This is a genomic window from Peribacillus sp. NJ4 (assembly GCF_030348345.1).
GTDB lineage: Bacteria > Bacillota > Bacilli > Bacillales > DSM-1321 > Peribacillus.
This window is the reverse complement of the sequence record NZ_JAUCFQ010000001.1, coordinates 470,370-486,133: the sequence shown is the minus strand read 5'-3', so window position 1 is coordinate 486,133 and position 15,764 is coordinate 470,370. Positions and strand designations below refer to the sequence as shown.

The following is a 15,764-nucleotide window of genomic DNA, read 5'->3' as shown; positions in this document are numbered from 1 at the left end:
TACTAATAAATTATCGTTAACCATTCAAAAATGGAATGATGAAAAAGCACAGAAGTTTCTGCGCTTCATTTAAATATCCCTCATGAAATCGACACCTTTGACAAATTGGACAAACTCTTTGACCAGTTTTAATTCCAGCGACTTTTCATGATATAACATCCACGTATTCCTAATAAGGGGATTACCTTGCTTATCCAAAAGGTCCCATTGACGGAGATTTTGGTCTTTCTCCAATAAAACGCTAGGAAGAATCCCATACCCCAACCCATTCCTTACCATTTCTTTGCATGTATCCCCTTTGTCCACTTCCATCCCCACCAATGGAGGTCCTGCAAAATTGTCTCTCCACCAATTATCGATCATTGTTTTTAAAAGGGCGTCGGTCCCATAATCGATCCTCGGCAATGAAGGCAGGTCCCGGACCTCTATTTTTTCCTTAGAAGCAATACAAATCGTTTCCTCAAAAAGATGGTGCCTTGACCCGGACCATTGATAGTCCCCCCGAACGATCCCGACATGCACTTCTTCCTTATAAATGAGGTTCAGTACTTCTTTACTCCATCCGGTAGTCACCTGGAAATCCACTTTAGGATATCGCTCACGGAATATTTTTAACAGGCCAGGCAATTTATGCAGCGTAATATAGTTGGAAACACCCAGCCGTAATGTTCCACTGATCTCCTGACCCATATTGAACGCTGTCTCTTTTATCTGACGGAGCCGGATCAGCATCTCATCTGCACAGATGGCCAGATACTCCCCTTGAGGGGTGAACTGCACTCCTCTTGTTCCCCGCTCTACAATCTTTAAATTGAATTCCTTCTCTATTTGTTGAATTCGTTTCGTTAGAGAGGGTTGCGAGATATATAAACTTTGCGCCGTTTTAGTAATATTCTTGTGTTCATGCAACACCTTTAAAATATGCCAATCCCTTTCGTTCATAACCCTTCCCCCGATACGCTTTTCCTTGAATGCTTTATCCAAACTGTATCACAAAAGGCCTGATGGATATATCCTTTTACAAAGACAAAAAAGCCCAAGCCATGCCGGCAAGTAAAGCGCATTCTCCAACCCGCCTTAGGAGCAGCATCTTTCAGCGGAGGATAATCAGTCATTCAATTGAATTCTTTCAGGGCAGGTATAGATATTCAGTGAATCATTACGAATGAACCCGACCGTGGTGATCCCCAATCCTTCAGCCAACTCCAAAGCCAATTCGGTTGGAGCGGATTTCGAGAGTATCAGTTCACAGCCGATCTTCGCCACTTTCAAGAGAATTTCCGATGAAATCCGGCCGCTGAACACGATGGCTTTCCCTTCTATCGAAATACCATTTTTCAAGCAATGGCCGTATATTTTGTCCAAGGCGTTATGCCTTCCAATGTCCATCCTGCTTAATACGAGGCCATCGACATCACATAATGCGGCATTGTGAACTCCGCCTGTATTCTGGAAGGTGACAGCAGAATTTTGTAAATCCTTCATCAAGCGGAAGCAGTCATCAGGAGTCAATTTTACCGAAACATGATCCATTTTCTTGGCAGTCAATGCATCATTCACAAAGACGAATCCCTGTCTGCTCATCCCGCAGCAAGATGTGATATACCGCTTATTTTGAAAGTCCTGGTAGTAAGGGTTCACTTTATCAGTCTTCACATGGACAAAGCCTTCTTTTTCCTGGACCCAGATTTCTGTTATCTCTTCATATTTTTTGATGATGCCTTCCGAAGCCAAATAACCAATCACCATATCTTCGATGTATTCAGGTGTACAAACCATCGTGACAAATTCCTGGCCATTTATTTTCACAGTAACGGGAAACTCCGTTACGACCGTATCTTCCATTCGCTCCATGTTACCTTTGGTTATCCGGATGATGTCCCTCTTCATTTCAATCGCTTTCATGTTCCCACTCCTTTTAATATCCAGGAGCCAATTGACCAATATGTAAGGAACATGGTCAATGCCCGTTGAGTTTGTCAGCAATATTCTTATCAAATACAAATACGGAAATCGCTATGTTCTCTTTGATTTTGATGTCTGAAAACAAATGGACCAGTTTAGCTCCAACCAGTTCTTCCATTCCATCAGGAGGACTCTCTGAATACACATCCTGTATCATTTTGGTTCGTGCTGAATGGACCATGTCCCTTCCTTCCTCTGATCTTGATATGAACATTTCCGTAGGAGTCAAATTCCCATATAGTGTAGTAACGGCCATATTATCGACGAAAACCGTGTGTATGCGGTCTGGCCCTTTACCGAAGAGTTCCTTGCGCAGCTTACGAATCATATCATTGAATTCATGAATACCTTTTGACACCCTTACGTCACTCCAATTCAAGGAAATTAAGTTCTCAATTGTCTTATCATAAAACAACGCGAAGAAAAACGAAAGGCATTTGGGAATGATAACCTCCATCAAGGATTGTTTCTCCTTAAAATTAAAGTTATAATATCAAAGAGGAAAGTTGGGAGCATAATAGTGTACTGTTGTGTCCCCATCTTTTTTAAAATTATCCATTATGGTATGGATTGGTATATTGGCAAGCATTGCTATTAAACTTTTCCACCATGACCTACACTTCCGTTCAGAGCCGGAGGTGTGATCATGGTGGTTTTTTGCGTGTTTTTGGCTATAAAAGGGGGATATATAATGAGCGATTCAAACATCACCATCAAAATCAATGGAATGGATTATACCGCTAAAAACGGTGCGACAATACTGGAAGTCATCAATCAAAACGAGATAGCCCATCCACAGATTTGTTATGTACCTGAAGTGGATCCGATCCAAACATGCGACACATGCATCGTCGAGGTTAACGGGAAACTCGTCCGATCATGTTCCACACCTGCAATGAACGGCATGGATATTGCCTTGGACTCAAACAAGGCAAAAGAAGCCCAAACCGAAGCCATGGACCGTATCCTGGAAAATCATTCTTTATACTGTACTGTATGTGATAATAATAACGGAAATTGCAAACTGCATAACACAGCAGAATTAATGGAAATTGAGCACCAAAAATATCCTTACACACCGAAAGTGGAATTGGGTGCCGTCGATATGTCCCATCCGTTTTACCGGTATGATGCCAATCAATGCATCGCATGCGGGCAGTGTGTTGAAGTCTGCCAAAACCTTCAGGTCAATGAGACTCTGTCCATCGACTGGGAAGCAGAACGCCCTCGGGTAATCTGGGATGAAGGAACGGAAATCAATAACTCATCTTGTGTAGGCTGCGGACAGTGTGTAACCATTTGTCCTTGTAATGCTCTAATGGAAAAATCGATGCTTGGTGAGGCTGGTTTCATGTCAGGTTTGAAAAACGATATGCTTGAACCAATGATTGACCTTGTTAAAGAAGTGGAACCTGGATACAGCGGGATTTTTGCCATTTCGGAAATTGAAGCGGCTATGCGTGAAACACGGACGAAGAAGACAAAAACGGTCTGTACGTTCTGTGGGGTAGGATGTACATTCGAAGTCTGGACCAAAGGCCGTAAAATCCTTAAAGTCGAACCTACTCATGAAGGCCCCGTTAATGCGATTTCCACTTGTGTTAAAGGGAAATTCGGTTGGGACTTCGTAAACTCGGAAAAACGTTTGACCAAGCCCCTGATTCGTAAAAATGGAAGATTCGTTGAATCAAGCTGGGATGAAGCACTTGATTTGGTTGCATCCAGACTCGGTTCGATCAAACAGCAATACGGTGGAAATTCAGTAGGCTTCATTTCCTCATCCAAGATCACGAATGAAGAAAACTATGTAATTCAAAAACTTGCACGGCAAATGTTTGAAACGAATAACGTCGACAATTGCTCTCGTTATTGCCAATCCCCGGCAACAGACGGATTGTTCCGTACAGTCGGCATGGGTGGAGATGCTGGTACGATTAAAGATATCGCCGCCGCAGGTCTCGTCATCATCGTTGGGGCTAACCCGGCAGAAGGACATCCGGTTCTGGCGACTCGCGTTAAACGGGCCCAAAAGCTTCACGGACAAAAACTGATCGTTGCGGACATTCGTAAAAATGAAATGGCCGAGCGTTCTGACATCCATATCAGTCCAAAACAAGGAACAGACCAAGTTTGGCTGATGGCCGTTACAAAATATATGATCGATCAAAGCTGGCATGATCAAGAATTCATAAATGAAAATGTTAACTTCTTCGATGATTATAAAGAAGTACTTGAGAAATATACCCTGGAATATGCAGAACTGAACACAGGTATTTCAAAAAAAACATTGATCCAAATAGCTGAAAGCATTCGCGATGCAGACGGTACATGCATTCTCTGGGGAATGGGCGTAACACAAAACACTGGTGCTTCCGATACATCGGCTGCAATTTCCAACCTGCTTTTAGCTACAGGTAACTACCGTCGCCCAGGAGCGGGAGCTTATCCACTTCGCGGCCACAACAATGTACAGGGCGCATGCGATATGGGCACCCTTCCAACATGGCTTCCAGGATATCAGCATGTTTCCGATGATGCGGCACGCGCTAAATTCGAAAAAGCTTATGGGGTGAAAATCGACAGCAAACCAGGCATGAACAATATCGAAATGCTCGAAGCGATTGATAAAGGCGACATGAAAGCCATGTATCTTGTAGGTGAAGATATGGCACTCGTTGATGCGGATGCAAACCATGTCGATAAAGTGTTATCAGGATTGGATTTCTTTGTTGTCCAGGATATTTTCCTCTCAAGGACAGCACAATATGCTGACGTGGTATTACCCGGAGCTCCATCTCTTGAAAAAGACGGAACGTTCACCAATACGGAGCGCCGTGTACAGCGTTTATATAAAGCCCTTCCAACTTTGGGAGATTCTAAAGCGGACTGGGAGATCACTCAAGAGATCGCCAACCGCTTAGGTGCGAATTGGGACTACACCCATCCCAGTGAAATCTATGATGAAATGGCAAGCCTGTCACCAATATTCAGCCAAGCGAATTACGAGGTGCTGGAAGGATGGAACAGCTTCCTATGGGGAAGCCATGATGGATCAAACACGCCGCTTCTTTATGTGGATGGCTTCAATTTCCCTGATAAGAAAGCACGCTTTGCACTGGCTGACTGGGTGGAACCGCATAAATTCCCAGAAGAATATGACCTTCATATCAATAATGGACGCATGCTCGAGCATTTCCATGAAGGAAATATGACGAACAAATCCAATGGCATCCAATCGAAAGTACCTGACATTTTCGTTGAGGTTTCACCAGAACTTGCTAAAGAACGTAAAGTCAGTGATGGCGGACTCGTTCGCTTAGTGTCGCCATTCGGGGCCGTTAAATTAAAAGTCCTGATCACAGACCGTGTAAAAAATAATGAACTATTTTTACCGATGAACTCGGTCGATAAAGACTCAGCCATTAACTTCCTGACTGGTCCCATCTATGATCAACGTACAAACACGCCCGCTTACAAACAGACGATGGTCCGCATGGAAGTATTAAGTGCAAGCGGAGATATCCCATTACCGGGTACCAACCCACGGAATAAAAAACGTCATCCTCAAAACGGTGTCGAGGTTGAACGTAAGTGGGCTCGTCCAGGGTATGTTCACTTAACGGAAAAATAAACGAGGAGGGTGAAGATCATGGCAGCTCCCATTACGGAAATCCATAATCCCATTACTAAGGAAGAAATGAAGCTTCAAAAACTAGAAGAACTGAAAACGCTGATCACCAACAATGAAGATGCATTAAACAATATGTTTAAAATTGTCAATGAACTGAATGACTCCGGAGTATTCGAAGCTGCGACCTCCATGCTTCAAGGAAAAGAACAAATTGCCAAAATCGCACTTCAACAAGTCACAAGACAACCTGTAACAAACCTGATCAATACCCTTATGGGGGCAACAGGAGCCTTGATGAATGCCGATGCCGCACAATCCACGAAACTGCTTAACAGTGCACTGGCAGGAATCGATGAAGGAAACAAATTCCTTCAGGCCGATAAAAAGATCGGCGTTTTGGATTTAATGAAAACGTTAAATGATCCAGACATAAACCGGGCGATCGGCTTTGGCGTCCACTTCCTAAAGGGAATGGGCAAGGAATTAAAAGAATAGTATAGGAACAAAGACTTAAGAGAAGTTCATGCTTCTTTTGAGTCTTTTTTCTATCATGTAGGACGATATTGAATAAAACAAAAGGATGGACTCTGACAGCAATTAAGATCGATGGAATAATGTCCATGGATCTATTACTCCTATTTAATCCAACCAGCGCATAGGTAGTAAAAGAAGCTCTTAATAATAGTTAATACTGCCCTTAAGAATATGGATTGGTAATGATGCTGCTAATCAAATTGATGAAGCTACATCAACTCTAAATAATGTTAAAATATGAAGCATTAGCTTGTTGCGTAATGGCTTAGTTGCTGCAAAAGTAAAACGAACAACTGCTGAAAGTGTAGCGTATTGGATAAGATTAGCATTGGAGTGGATGATTTAATGAATCAAGAAGAAAAAATTAAGGAACTAGAATACGAATTGTTTTTATTGAAGCATGCATTTTTTAAATTACATGATAGTATGGCCCCGAATTTAAAGTCTAGGTATTATGAGTTATTATCACATGGCTTTACAGAGCAAGAGGTTAATGAGTTAGATAGATTTTTCATGTGGGTTTACGGCACAAAAAATTACCCCACAAAGGAAGAAATGAGAAAAAAAATGGCAGATATAAAAAATATGGAGATTGAAGAATTACATATTGCCTCAGTAAAAAAAATCTTATTAGCTTATCAAGCTGATGGGGTTTTTCCAGTAATAGATATTATTTTGGAGGACTTCCAAAATGTTGATGTGAATATAGAGAAATGATTTTTACTATTAAGGAATGGTATAGAATCTATTCCTTTTTTTATGATTAAGGCAAGATCACTCAGAAATCACTCATCAAAATTCAGGCTGTACACCCTCCCTTTATTCGCACCTTTGCTTGTCAATTTCAATGATTGCAAGATTCTCGTTGTACTGGATGCGGAGGAAATGTTTAAAAAATCCCTCAACTGCCGATTCGTTATAGTCGAGCCTAATAGATGAAAATAATCTCGTAAAACCTGAATATGTGCATCCTTATTGGATAGCTGGCATTGATTGCAAAACCAGGTACCATGCCTTCTAATTAACGGAAACCCCTTGCAATTTTCACATATCACTCCTTTTATTAGGTCCTCTTCGGTAAGATTGTATCGTTCCAGAATGGAAGAGGCCGCTTCGATATGATACTTATTTAAAATACGAACTACTTTCTTCAAATCCTTTTCACCTAAAATGGAATCTATGATGGAATGCTCCATCAGATTGATTCTTGAGGGAAGCACATCGGGATGGATGACTTTGTAGTGGAGCTTACGGTTTTCAGGAGACGTACGGATGATTGTTTGGGGATTACTGATGACAATCAATGAAAGGATGGGAAGTGAGGGAAAGCCATTTTTCAAGAACCAATTCTTCAACTGTGATTCCTGACGGTTGACTTGAACGATGGGATCTGGAAATGCCGTCTCTTTTCCATCTTTCGTTCGAATGAGCTGATTGAAATGCGGATCAAAATAGATCGAACCAGCTATATTCTTCACTTCAATGATAAGGGCGAATTTCTTCGACACTAATAAGGTATCCATTTGAAAAAAACGGGACTGATCCTGCAGCCTTAAATCGTGGAAGATGAAATAGCTTTTCGGTTGAAGAAAGCTTAATGGAAAATCAATGGAACATTCCCCTTTATAGCCCGCTTCCCTTTTTTTGAGATCGTTGATGATTAAGGGGATTTTAGGATGATTCGGAGAAAGCCTGCGCGTTAAAGCACGTAATTTACGTATAGTAAGAGGAACTTTTCGCCTTTTTACAATCAATTTCATCGCTCCAATCTTGGTTTCTCCCAAAGGATTCTACAGCAGTAGGGAATATTCCTTTAAATGATAGCGATTATACAATTTATCTGCGAAATCGGGAATATATCTCCGAAATTGGAGATATATCAGCGAAAACTCCTGATTTATCTACGAATTATACGATTTATCGATTTTTCGACAAATTGATTAAAAAAACGCAAATAAAAAACCACCAATATATGTATTGGTGGAGACGGTGGGAGTCGAACCCACGTCCAGACATAACGGCACTTAAGCTTCTACGAGTGTAGTCGATATATTCGCATTTCGCGAACTCATTAGCCTATCGACAGGCGGCAGAGCAGCTAGTCTGATTGGTCTCTTCCTTCATCCTCAGACGGTGGATTCCGGCGTATCCCACTTAGAGTGAGTCCCTTACCCTACCACGTGGGCCATGGAGGGAGGAACAGCTATCGACTGTTATTAAGCAGCGAAAGCTAGGTTGTTGTTTTGTTTGCCAGTTATAGGCGTTGACGTTTTAACGAGGCCGATCCCCTCGACTCGCAACTTAAGCTCGAACTATCCCTGTCGAATCCGTAACGTCCCCATGATTGAAATGGAGCGTACGAGAGAAGAATAGTCAGCAAGTTGGCTGATATTCAATTGTCATCGGTACAGGTTTAATTATAACAGATTGGTTCAAAAAATCAATTGTAAGGTCTTGGCAGTTTTACATCTTCTGACGATCACGGAAAGCACGTTCAATATCACGCTTCGCTTCCTTCTTCTTCAGGTCATCACGCTTGTCATATTGTTTCTTCCCTTTTCCAAGTCCGATTAAAACTTTGGCAAAGCCATTCTTTAAATACATTTTCAACGGGACGATGGTGTAACCTGTTTCCTTGGTTTCACCGATCAGTTTACTGATTTCTTTCTTATGCAAAAGTAGCTTCCGTGTCCGCAACGGGTCATGGTTAAACTGGTTTCCCTGCTCATAAGGACTTACATGCATATTATGAAGATAGATTTCACCATTTTCTATTTTAGCGAAGGCATCCTTCAAATTCACTCGGGCGGCACGGATTGCCTTGATTTCCGTCCCTTTCAAAACGATACCTGCTTCAAATGTTTGTTCAATAAAGAAATCATGATAAGCTTTTTTATTTTGTGCTAGTTGTTTACCTGAGCCTTTTGGCATCTAACTCTCCCCTTTTTTACATCCAATCGCGGAGAGAGGATGAAATGATCATCCCCCCGCCTCAATCTTTATCTCTTTTTTGGTTTTCTCTTGCGCTTGGCAGCCGGCGCATTTTCAAAGAATTTTTTCTTCTTTTTCGATTTTTTCTCGGAAGAAGGCGCATTTCCATTACGGCCGCCGCCTTTTCCTTCGTTACGTCCCCCATTGCCACCGCGGCTACGTTTACGTTCACCTGAATTGGCTTTGAATATTTTCTTCTCGCCAGATGGACGCGGACGGCTTACCTTCATGCCGATAATTTCAAAATCGATGGCGCGTTCCTCTTTATTGACGTTGGAAACACGTACGTCGATCTCATCGCCAATCCGGAACACATTACCGGTACGTTCCCCGATCATTGCAAGCTGACGCTCATCAAAGCGGTAATAATCATCCGTCATGAAGCTGACATGGACAAGACCTTCAATGGTATTCGGCAACTCGACGAACATCCCGAAATTCGTAACGGAACCAATGATCCCAGTATATTCTTCTCCGATTTTATCAAGCATATATTCCGCTTTCTTCAAATCATCCGTTTCCCGTTCGGCATCGACTGAGCGACGTTCACGTTTCGATGTATGATCGGCAATCTCAGGTAAAATGGCATTCCATTTCTCCTTCGTGGCTTCATCGATTTTACCTTCCACCAAGTAGGTCCTGATCAACCTGTGTACGATCAAATCTGGGTACCGGCGAATCGGTGATGTGAAATGTGTATAAAACTCAGCTGATAAACCAAAGTGGCCTAGGCTCTCCGGATCATATTTCGCTTGTTGCATGGAACGAAGCATGACGGTGGATATGACCGTTTCTTCCGGTTTACCGGCAACTGCCTCAATGATTTCCTGTAGCGCCTTAGGATGAACGTCATTGGCCGATCCCCGAACAATATATCCGAAGTTCGTAATGAATTCAAAGAAACGCTGCAGTTTTTCCGGCTTGGGATCTTCATGGATACGGTAAATGAACGGTACATCAAGACGATGGAAATGCTCTGCAACGGTTTCGTTAGCCGCAAGCATGAACTCTTCAATCAGCTTTTCCGCAACCGACCTTTCACGTAAAACCACATCAGTCGGATGTCCCTCTTCATCAACGATAACTTTCGCTTCATTAAAATCAAAGTCGATTGCACCGCGGTTCATCCGGTTTTTACGAAGGATGGCCGCTAACTTCTCCATGTCCTGGAACATCGGAACCAAAGCTTCATAGCGTTCGAGTTGTTCTTCATCTTTATCCACAAGGATTTTGTTCACATTGCCATATGTCATACGTTCCGTCGTCTTAATGACACTTTCAAAAATTTCATGGTTGACGACTTCACCATTTGGCGTGATTTCCATTTCACAAGAGAGTGTAAAACGATCCACTTGCGGGTTCAAGGAACAAATGCCATTCGATAAACGATGCGGGATCATCGGAATTACCCTGTCCACCAAATAAACGCTCGTCCCTCTTTCTAAGGCTTCCTTATCGATTGGAGAGCCTTCCGTTACATAGTGGCTGACATCAGCAATATGCACACCCAGTTTATAGTTGCCATTTTCAAGTTTGGAAACAGTGACGGCATCATCCAGATCCTTTGCATCCGCCCCATCAATCGTGACCAAAACATCATTCCGCAAATCCCTGCGGCTGCCAATTTCACTTTCTTGAATGGTATCCGAAACGGCATTGGCTTGCTCCATGACGTCATCCGGGAATTCCATCGGCAAACCATACTTATGGATCACTGAAAGAATATCTACACCAGGGTCATTCTTATGCCCAAGAATCTCAATGACTTCGCCTTCAGCACTTACGCGTCCTTCAGGATAAGAAGTCAGCTTGACGACAACCTTATGGCCCTCTACCGCTCCATGGGAAGCATGTTGTGGAATGAAGATATCGTTTGCAATCTTTTTATCATCTGGGATGACGAAACCAAAACTTTTACTTTCAGAGTATGTACCGACCACTTGTGTAATGCCACGTTCAAGTATTCTGATGACCGTGCCTTCTTGTCTTGAGCCGGATGTTTCCGAAGATACGCGTACCATGACGACATCTCCATGCATCGCTGTACCCGTTTCATTCGGCGGAATGAAAATATCATCCATGCCTGGGTTATCTTCTGGTGTCACAAAAGCGAATCCCTTTGCATGCCCCGTTAATTTACCGCGGAACAAATTCATTTTTTGCGGCAGGCCGTAACGATTGCTTCTCGTTCTGACCACCAGTCCCTTTTCTTCCATTTTAACTAGAGCCTTAACGAAATTCTTGAAATCTGCCGAGTCTTCTATTTTCAAAGCCTCTTCAAGTTCCTGTACGGTTAATGGCTTATATGCTTCATCCGTCATGTACGTAAGAAGCTTATTAATATGTTCTTGAATGTTATCTTCCATGAAAACCCTCCTATTCAGGGTATGATAATTTTGTTATTCGGACCAATCCAGACTTTCTAAAAATTCAAATACATCTTCATGCAACTGGTTTCGTTCTTTATCAAGAGTTATGACATGACCGGATTCTTCATACCACTTGATTTTTTTTACTGGTGATTCAATGGCGTCAATAATAATATCGGCACTTTTTGGATTGATAACATCATCATGCCGACCCTGCACGACAAATGTCGGCGCGTAAATAAGATCGACGTGCTCGCGTACATCAGTTATCAATTCCTGAAGGGCTTTCAATGTATTCATGGGTTTATCGGCAAGGAGGTCCATTTCAAGCTCAATTTGGTCTTGAGTTTTCCCTTCATACTTCTTAAATTCTCTGGCGTACTCCAATACTCCTTTATACATCATTTCTTCACTTTTGATATACATAGGCGCACACATTGTTACGATACCCTTTATAGGTACAGTGTAACCTAATTTAAGAGAAAATACGCCTCCTAATGAGAGTCCGGCAACAGCAATTTCTTCATGGCCTTCGCTTTTAAGAAAATCATAGGCCATCATGACATCTTTCCACCAATCTGAAGGACCCGTTTTCACTAACTCCTCCGGCGGAACGCCATGTCCTTTATAGTGCGGGGCATGGCAGGTGTATCCCTGTTTCTCCAAGTAACGGCCAAGCATCCGCACATCTGCGGAATTCCCTGTAAATCCATGTAAAAGTAAGACAGCTCTTTTTCCGCCTTTAAAAGTAAAGGGCTGCTGCAGTTTGATTTTCATGATTTTAACTCCTTTATCGGTAAATAGAATCCAAAAAAATTCCCTATCCTATAATTAAGTACTAAAATCACTATATCTATTCATGCAACTATTGTGCAAAGAAAAAAGCCTAGCTATTTAGCTAGACTCATTTTTGATCCATTACACATCAAAGAATGCAACAAGTAAAGTTAAAGCAAAGAATAAAATGGCTAATACTACCGTTGCGCGATGTAAAACAAGGTCCAAACCGCGTGCCTTTTGCTTTCCGAATAGCTGCTCGGCACCGCCGGCAATCGCACCTGATAAACCTGCACTTTTACCTGATTGAAGCAATACCGTCACAATGAGGGCGATACTGACAATCACTAAAAGCGTTATGAGAAATGCATGCATGCAATGACACCTCCTGAAGAACCAATAAACAATTACTTTAACTTTACCACACCCACTAAATATCCACAATCTTTGTTATACTATAATGGAAAGAATTCCTAAACACCCATAGTCATTTATTTCTTTTTGATACAAAGTTTGAGATAATTTGCATAAAGAGAGAAAGAGGTGTCACCATGTTTAAGTCCATACTTCGGATTCTTGATCTCCTGACCATCCTATTCTCGGCAGTTGCCGGCTATTCTTTATGGACAGGCGGAAGCAATCTTTTGAGTATCCTATTAATCATCCTATCACCGCTTTTATTGCTGCTGGCAAAGTATCACGGAAATCGATACTTATTATTTGCTGCATATATCACGACAACCGTTTATTTTACTGCTATTATTTATAATGGACTTTCCAATAGCGGTATCGACTTTTTCCAATCAGACTTCAATGTCCTCCTGATAGGGGCGGCAGCCGTCTTGCTGAGCATCATAGCAGCGGTCATTGGGTTTGGGACCAATACCCTTACGATCCTATGGTTATCGCTGCATGCCCTTGTCACATTCGAGACAATCAGGATGTCATCCGGTTTCCTTTCACACTTTTGGTCCGATCCCGTCGTGGAAACGGCTGTCCGTAATGATTATCCTTTTTTGTTGATGGTCGTCTGGATTGGCTTATTTCTTGATAAATATCAAAGTGAGTTAACAAGGGATTACTTATCACGATAATCTTTCAAAACTATTTTTATTGGAAATCTTATATTAAAAGCAAGGGGCCTTTCACATGTTAAAACCTATATTTGCAGCAACTGCTCTATCATCTTTCATTCTGATGGCCGGCTGTTCATTCGATCTGACCAGCAATGATGAAAAAGAGCAAAAAGAAGAACAACCGAGCTCCCCGGAGACGGAGACGGAAACTGACAAGAATAATGCTGAAAAAGAATCGGCCCAACGCCAGGTGGAAGTTGATGAAGCGGTTAAACCTGCACAGGCTGGCCTTCAGACATTAGCCCATCCGGAAGGCATTCCTGTACTTGTCAATAAACAATACAGCCTGCCTGAAGATTACAAACCTGCTGACCTTATCTACCCAAAAGTGGATTTCATCTTTCAAGATAAAATTGATAAAAGAATGATGCGCGAGGAAGCGGGAAAGGCACTTGAAGTAATGTTCCAGGCTGCCGAAAAAGAAAACATGCACTTTGCCGGCGTTTCCGCTTATCGCTCACACCAAACACAGATCGCGGTCTTTAATAACTATGTGGCTAAAGATGGGGAAGAAAAAGCGAAAACCTACAGTGCAATGCCTGGGACAAGCGAGCATGAAACGGGACTCGCGATTGATGTCACGACCCACGATGGTGCATGTGCCGCCCAAGACTGCTTCGGTGATACGAAAGAAGCCGCCTGGCTTGCTGAACATGCACATGAATACGGATTTATCATCCGCTACCCTGAAGGCAAGGAAAACATCACAGGTTATAAATACGAACCATGGCACATCCGCTATGTCGGTGTCGATGCCGCAACTGAAATCTTTGAAACGAAGAGTACATTAGAAGAATACTATAATGCCGTACCAGTGGAAGCTGTATCGGATAAATGAAAAAAGGTGCCCGGATGCGGCACTTTTTTTTATGAATTGGTATTAATCAAACGTTTGATTAAATACGTTAATCAGCCCTCCCAGTCCCTTTCGCAGACTTCATGAATATAAAAAACCTCCTATTCGAATGTGGATTGCCACATTGAATAGGAGGTGAAAAGAAATTACGATATTGAATCAGCACGCTTCTCGTCAGAAGCGGAACTCAAAATAATTACTTCTTCAAGTTATAGAAAGATTTCAAGCCGCCATATACAGCCAAGTCACCAAGCTGATCTTCGATGCGAAGAAGTTGGTTGTATTTAGCGATACGGTCTGTACGTGACATTGAACCGGTTTTGATTTGTCCAGCATTTGTTGCAACGGCGATATCAGCGATCGTTGCATCTTCCGTTTCACCTGAACGGTGGGAAACGACTGCAGTGTAGCCTGCGCGTTTAGCCATTTCGATTGCATCAAATGTTTCAGTCAGTGTACCAATTTGGTTCACCTTGATCAGGATGGAGTTACCGATCCCTTTTTCGATTCCTTCAGCCAATTTTTTCGTGTTCGTTACGAATAAATCGTCACCCACTAATTGAACTTTAGAACCAATGCGTTCCGTTAGAAGTTTGTGGCCATCCCAGTCATTTTCGTCCAAGCCGTCTTCGATGGAAAGAATAGGGAATTCATTCACTAGCTCTTCATAGAAAGCAACCATTTCTTCGGATGTAACGCCATTGCGACCTTCGCCTGCAAGGTCATATTTGCCTGTTTCTTTGTTATAGAATTCAGATGATGCTACGTCCATACCAAGGTAGATATCTTCGCCTGCTTTATAGCCTGCTTTTTCAATTGCCTCGATGATGACTTGCAGCGCTTCACGGTTTGAACCAAGGTTTGGCGCAAAGCCACCTTCATCGCCAACTGCCGTATTCAAGCCTTTAGCAGAAAGGACTGATTTCAATGCATGGAATACTTCAGCACCCATACGGACCGCTTCTTTAAAGCTAGGAGCACCTACAGGAAGGATCATGAATTCCTGGAAGTCAACATTGTTATCGGCATGTGATCCGCCGTTAATGATGTTCATCATTGGAGTTGGAAGTTGTTTCGCATTGAAGCCTCCAAGGTAACGATACAATGGTAAACCTGAAAATTCCGCAGCGGCATGGGCAGCAGCCATTGACACACCAAGGATTGCATTAGCTCCCAAGTTCCCTTTGTTTTCAGTACCATCCAATTCAATCATAGTTAGGTCTAGGCCTGCTTGGTTCGTTACATCCAAACCAATGACAGCATCAGCAATGATATCATTTACATTATCAACTGCTTTTTGTACCCCTTTACCCAGGTAACGAGATTTATCTCCGTCACGAAGCTCAACCGCTTCGTGTTCACCTGTGGAAGCACCTGATGGTACGATTGCACGTCCGAAGTAACCGGACTCTGTTTGGATTTCTACTTCTATTGTTGGATTACCACGGGAATCTAGCACTTCACGTGCATATACATGTTCGATGTACGGCATTATAAATCTCTCC

At 42.4% G+C, this 15,764-nt stretch carries 14 protein-coding genes and 1 other RNA gene; 5 read left to right on the top strand and 10 right to left on the bottom strand.

What is annotated here, in order from left to right:
• Window positions 1-69: 69 nt before the first annotated feature.
• The 3 genes from QUF94_RS02370 to QUF94_RS02360 form a co-directional block, all read right to left on the bottom strand.
• Window positions 70-942, bottom strand: coding sequence for a LysR family transcriptional regulator (locus tag QUF94_RS02370; RefSeq protein WP_289314442.1), 873 nt, complete (start codon window positions 940-942; stop codon window positions 70-72).
• A gap of 165 nt (window positions 943-1,107) precedes the next feature.
• Window positions 1,108-1,905 carry a formate dehydrogenase accessory sulfurtransferase FdhD gene (fdhD, locus tag QUF94_RS02365; protein WP_289314441.1) on the bottom strand — a complete coding sequence of 266 codons (798 nt, stop codon included), beginning with the start codon at window positions 1,903-1,905 and terminating at the stop codon, window positions 1,108-1,110.
• A gap of 55 nt (window positions 1,906-1,960) precedes the next feature.
• Window positions 1,961-2,323, bottom strand: a complete 363-nt coding sequence (locus tag QUF94_RS02360; protein ID WP_289318270.1) for a Na-translocating system protein MpsC family protein — start codon at window positions 2,321-2,323, stop codon at window positions 1,961-1,963.
• Window positions 2,324-2,656: 333 nt separating this feature from the next.
• Here QUF94_RS02360 and fdhF point away from each other — a divergent pair, with 333 nt between their 5' ends.
• From fdhF to QUF94_RS02345, 3 genes are all read left to right on the top strand, one after another.
• Window positions 2,657-5,596 (top strand): formate dehydrogenase subunit alpha, encoded by a 2,940-nt coding sequence (gene fdhF, locus QUF94_RS02355; protein WP_289314440.1) that lies wholly within the window; start codon window positions 2,657-2,659, stop codon window positions 5,594-5,596.
• An 18-nt stretch (window positions 5,597-5,614) separates the two neighbouring features.
• On the top strand, window positions 5,615-6,091 hold the full coding sequence (locus tag QUF94_RS02350; RefSeq protein WP_289314439.1) for a helical membrane plugin domain-containing protein: 477 nt from the start codon (window positions 5,615-5,617) through the stop codon (window positions 6,089-6,091).
• 384 nt (window positions 6,092-6,475) lie between these two features.
• Complete coding sequence (locus QUF94_RS02345) at window positions 6,476-6,847, top strand: hypothetical protein (RefSeq protein ID WP_289314438.1); 372 nt, start codon at window positions 6,476-6,478, stop codon at window positions 6,845-6,847.
• Between the two features lie 68 nt (window positions 6,848-6,915).
• On the opposite strand, the gene QUF94_RS02340 is transcribed toward QUF94_RS02345, so the two are convergent.
• The 6 genes from QUF94_RS02340 to secG all read right to left on the bottom strand — a co-directional run bounded on the left by QUF94_RS02340 (window position 6,916) and on the right by secG (window position 12,642).
• Entirely contained in the window at window positions 6,916-7,914 is a 999-nt protein-coding gene (locus QUF94_RS02340) for a nuclease-related domain-containing protein (RefSeq protein ID WP_289314437.1), read from the bottom strand.
• A 194-nt stretch (window positions 7,915-8,108) separates the two neighbouring features.
• Window positions 8,109-8,470, bottom strand: a transfer-messenger RNA (tmRNA) gene (ssrA, locus tag QUF94_RS02335).
• A gap of 123 nt (window positions 8,471-8,593) precedes the next feature.
• On the bottom strand, window positions 8,594-9,061 hold the full coding sequence (gene smpB / locus QUF94_RS02330; RefSeq protein WP_057912049.1) for an SsrA-binding protein SmpB: 468 nt from the start codon (window positions 9,059-9,061) through the stop codon (window positions 8,594-8,596).
• A gap of 68 nt (window positions 9,062-9,129) precedes the next feature.
• Window positions 9,130-11,487, bottom strand: a complete 2,358-nt coding sequence (gene rnr / locus QUF94_RS02325; RefSeq protein WP_289314436.1) for a ribonuclease R — start codon at window positions 11,485-11,487, stop codon at window positions 9,130-9,132.
• A gap of 33 nt (window positions 11,488-11,520) precedes the next feature.
• Window positions 11,521-12,267 (bottom strand): alpha/beta hydrolase, encoded by a 747-nt coding sequence (locus tag QUF94_RS02320; RefSeq protein WP_289314435.1) that lies wholly within the window; start codon window positions 12,265-12,267, stop codon window positions 11,521-11,523.
• Between the two features lie 141 nt (window positions 12,268-12,408).
• Window positions 12,409-12,642, bottom strand: a complete 234-nt coding sequence (secG, locus tag QUF94_RS02315) for a preprotein translocase subunit SecG (RefSeq protein ID WP_061465545.1) — start codon at window positions 12,640-12,642, stop codon at window positions 12,409-12,411.
• Between the two features lie 176 nt (window positions 12,643-12,818).
• Here secG and QUF94_RS02310 point away from each other — a divergent pair, with 176 nt between their 5' ends.
• Both QUF94_RS02310 and QUF94_RS02305 read left to right on the top strand, forming a co-directional pair.
• Complete coding sequence (locus QUF94_RS02310) at window positions 12,819-13,361, top strand: hypothetical protein (protein ID WP_289314434.1); 543 nt, start codon at window positions 12,819-12,821, stop codon at window positions 13,359-13,361.
• Window positions 13,362-13,416: 55 nt separating this feature from the next.
• Window positions 13,417-14,241, top strand: coding sequence for a M15 family metallopeptidase (locus QUF94_RS02305; RefSeq protein ID WP_289314433.1), 825 nt, complete (start codon window positions 13,417-13,419; stop codon window positions 14,239-14,241).
• Window positions 14,242-14,455: 214 nt separating this feature from the next.
• On the opposite strand, the gene eno is transcribed toward QUF94_RS02305, so the two are convergent.
• Window positions 14,456-15,751, bottom strand: a complete 1,296-nt coding sequence (eno, locus tag QUF94_RS02300) for a phosphopyruvate hydratase (protein WP_144478107.1) — start codon at window positions 15,749-15,751, stop codon at window positions 14,456-14,458.
• Window positions 15,752-15,764 lie beyond the last annotated feature (13 nt).

What these genes read in the sequence shown, in the direction of transcription:
- QUF94_RS02370 (WP_289314442.1), bottom strand. Translation starts at nt 942, where the DNA reads ATGAACGAAAGGGATTGGCATATTTTAAAGGTGTTGCATGAACACAAG.
- fdhD (WP_289314441.1), bottom strand. Translation starts at nt 1,905, where the DNA reads ATGAAAGCGATTGAAATGAAGAGGGACATCATCCGGATAACCAAAGGT.
- fdhF (WP_289314440.1), top strand. Translation starts at nt 2,657, where the DNA reads ATGAGCGATTCAAACATCACCATCAAAATCAATGGAATGGATTATACC.
- QUF94_RS02350 (WP_289314439.1), top strand. Translation starts at nt 5,615, where the DNA reads ATGGCAGCTCCCATTACGGAAATCCATAATCCCATTACTAAGGAAGAA.
- QUF94_RS02345 (WP_289314438.1), top strand. Translation starts at nt 6,476, where the DNA reads ATGAATCAAGAAGAAAAAATTAAGGAACTAGAATACGAATTGTTTTTA.
- smpB (WP_057912049.1), bottom strand. Translation starts at nt 9,061, where the DNA reads ATGCCAAAAGGCTCAGGTAAACAACTAGCACAAAATAAAAAAGCTTAT.
- rnr (WP_289314436.1), bottom strand. Translation starts at nt 11,487, where the DNA reads ATGGAAGATAACATTCAAGAACATATTAATAAGCTTCTTACGTACATG.
- QUF94_RS02320 (WP_289314435.1), bottom strand. Translation starts at nt 12,267, where the DNA reads ATGAAAATCAAACTGCAGCAGCCCTTTACTTTTAAAGGCGGAAAAAGA.
- secG (WP_061465545.1), bottom strand. Translation starts at nt 12,642, where the DNA reads ATGCATGCATTTCTCATAACGCTTTTAGTGATTGTCAGTATCGCCCTC.
- QUF94_RS02310 (WP_289314434.1), top strand. Translation starts at nt 12,819, where the DNA reads ATGTTTAAGTCCATACTTCGGATTCTTGATCTCCTGACCATCCTATTC.
- QUF94_RS02305 (WP_289314433.1), top strand. Translation starts at nt 13,417, where the DNA reads ATGTTAAAACCTATATTTGCAGCAACTGCTCTATCATCTTTCATTCTG.
- eno (WP_144478107.1), bottom strand. Translation starts at nt 15,751, where the DNA reads ATGCCGTACATCGAACATGTATATGCACGTGAAGTGCTAGATTCCCGT.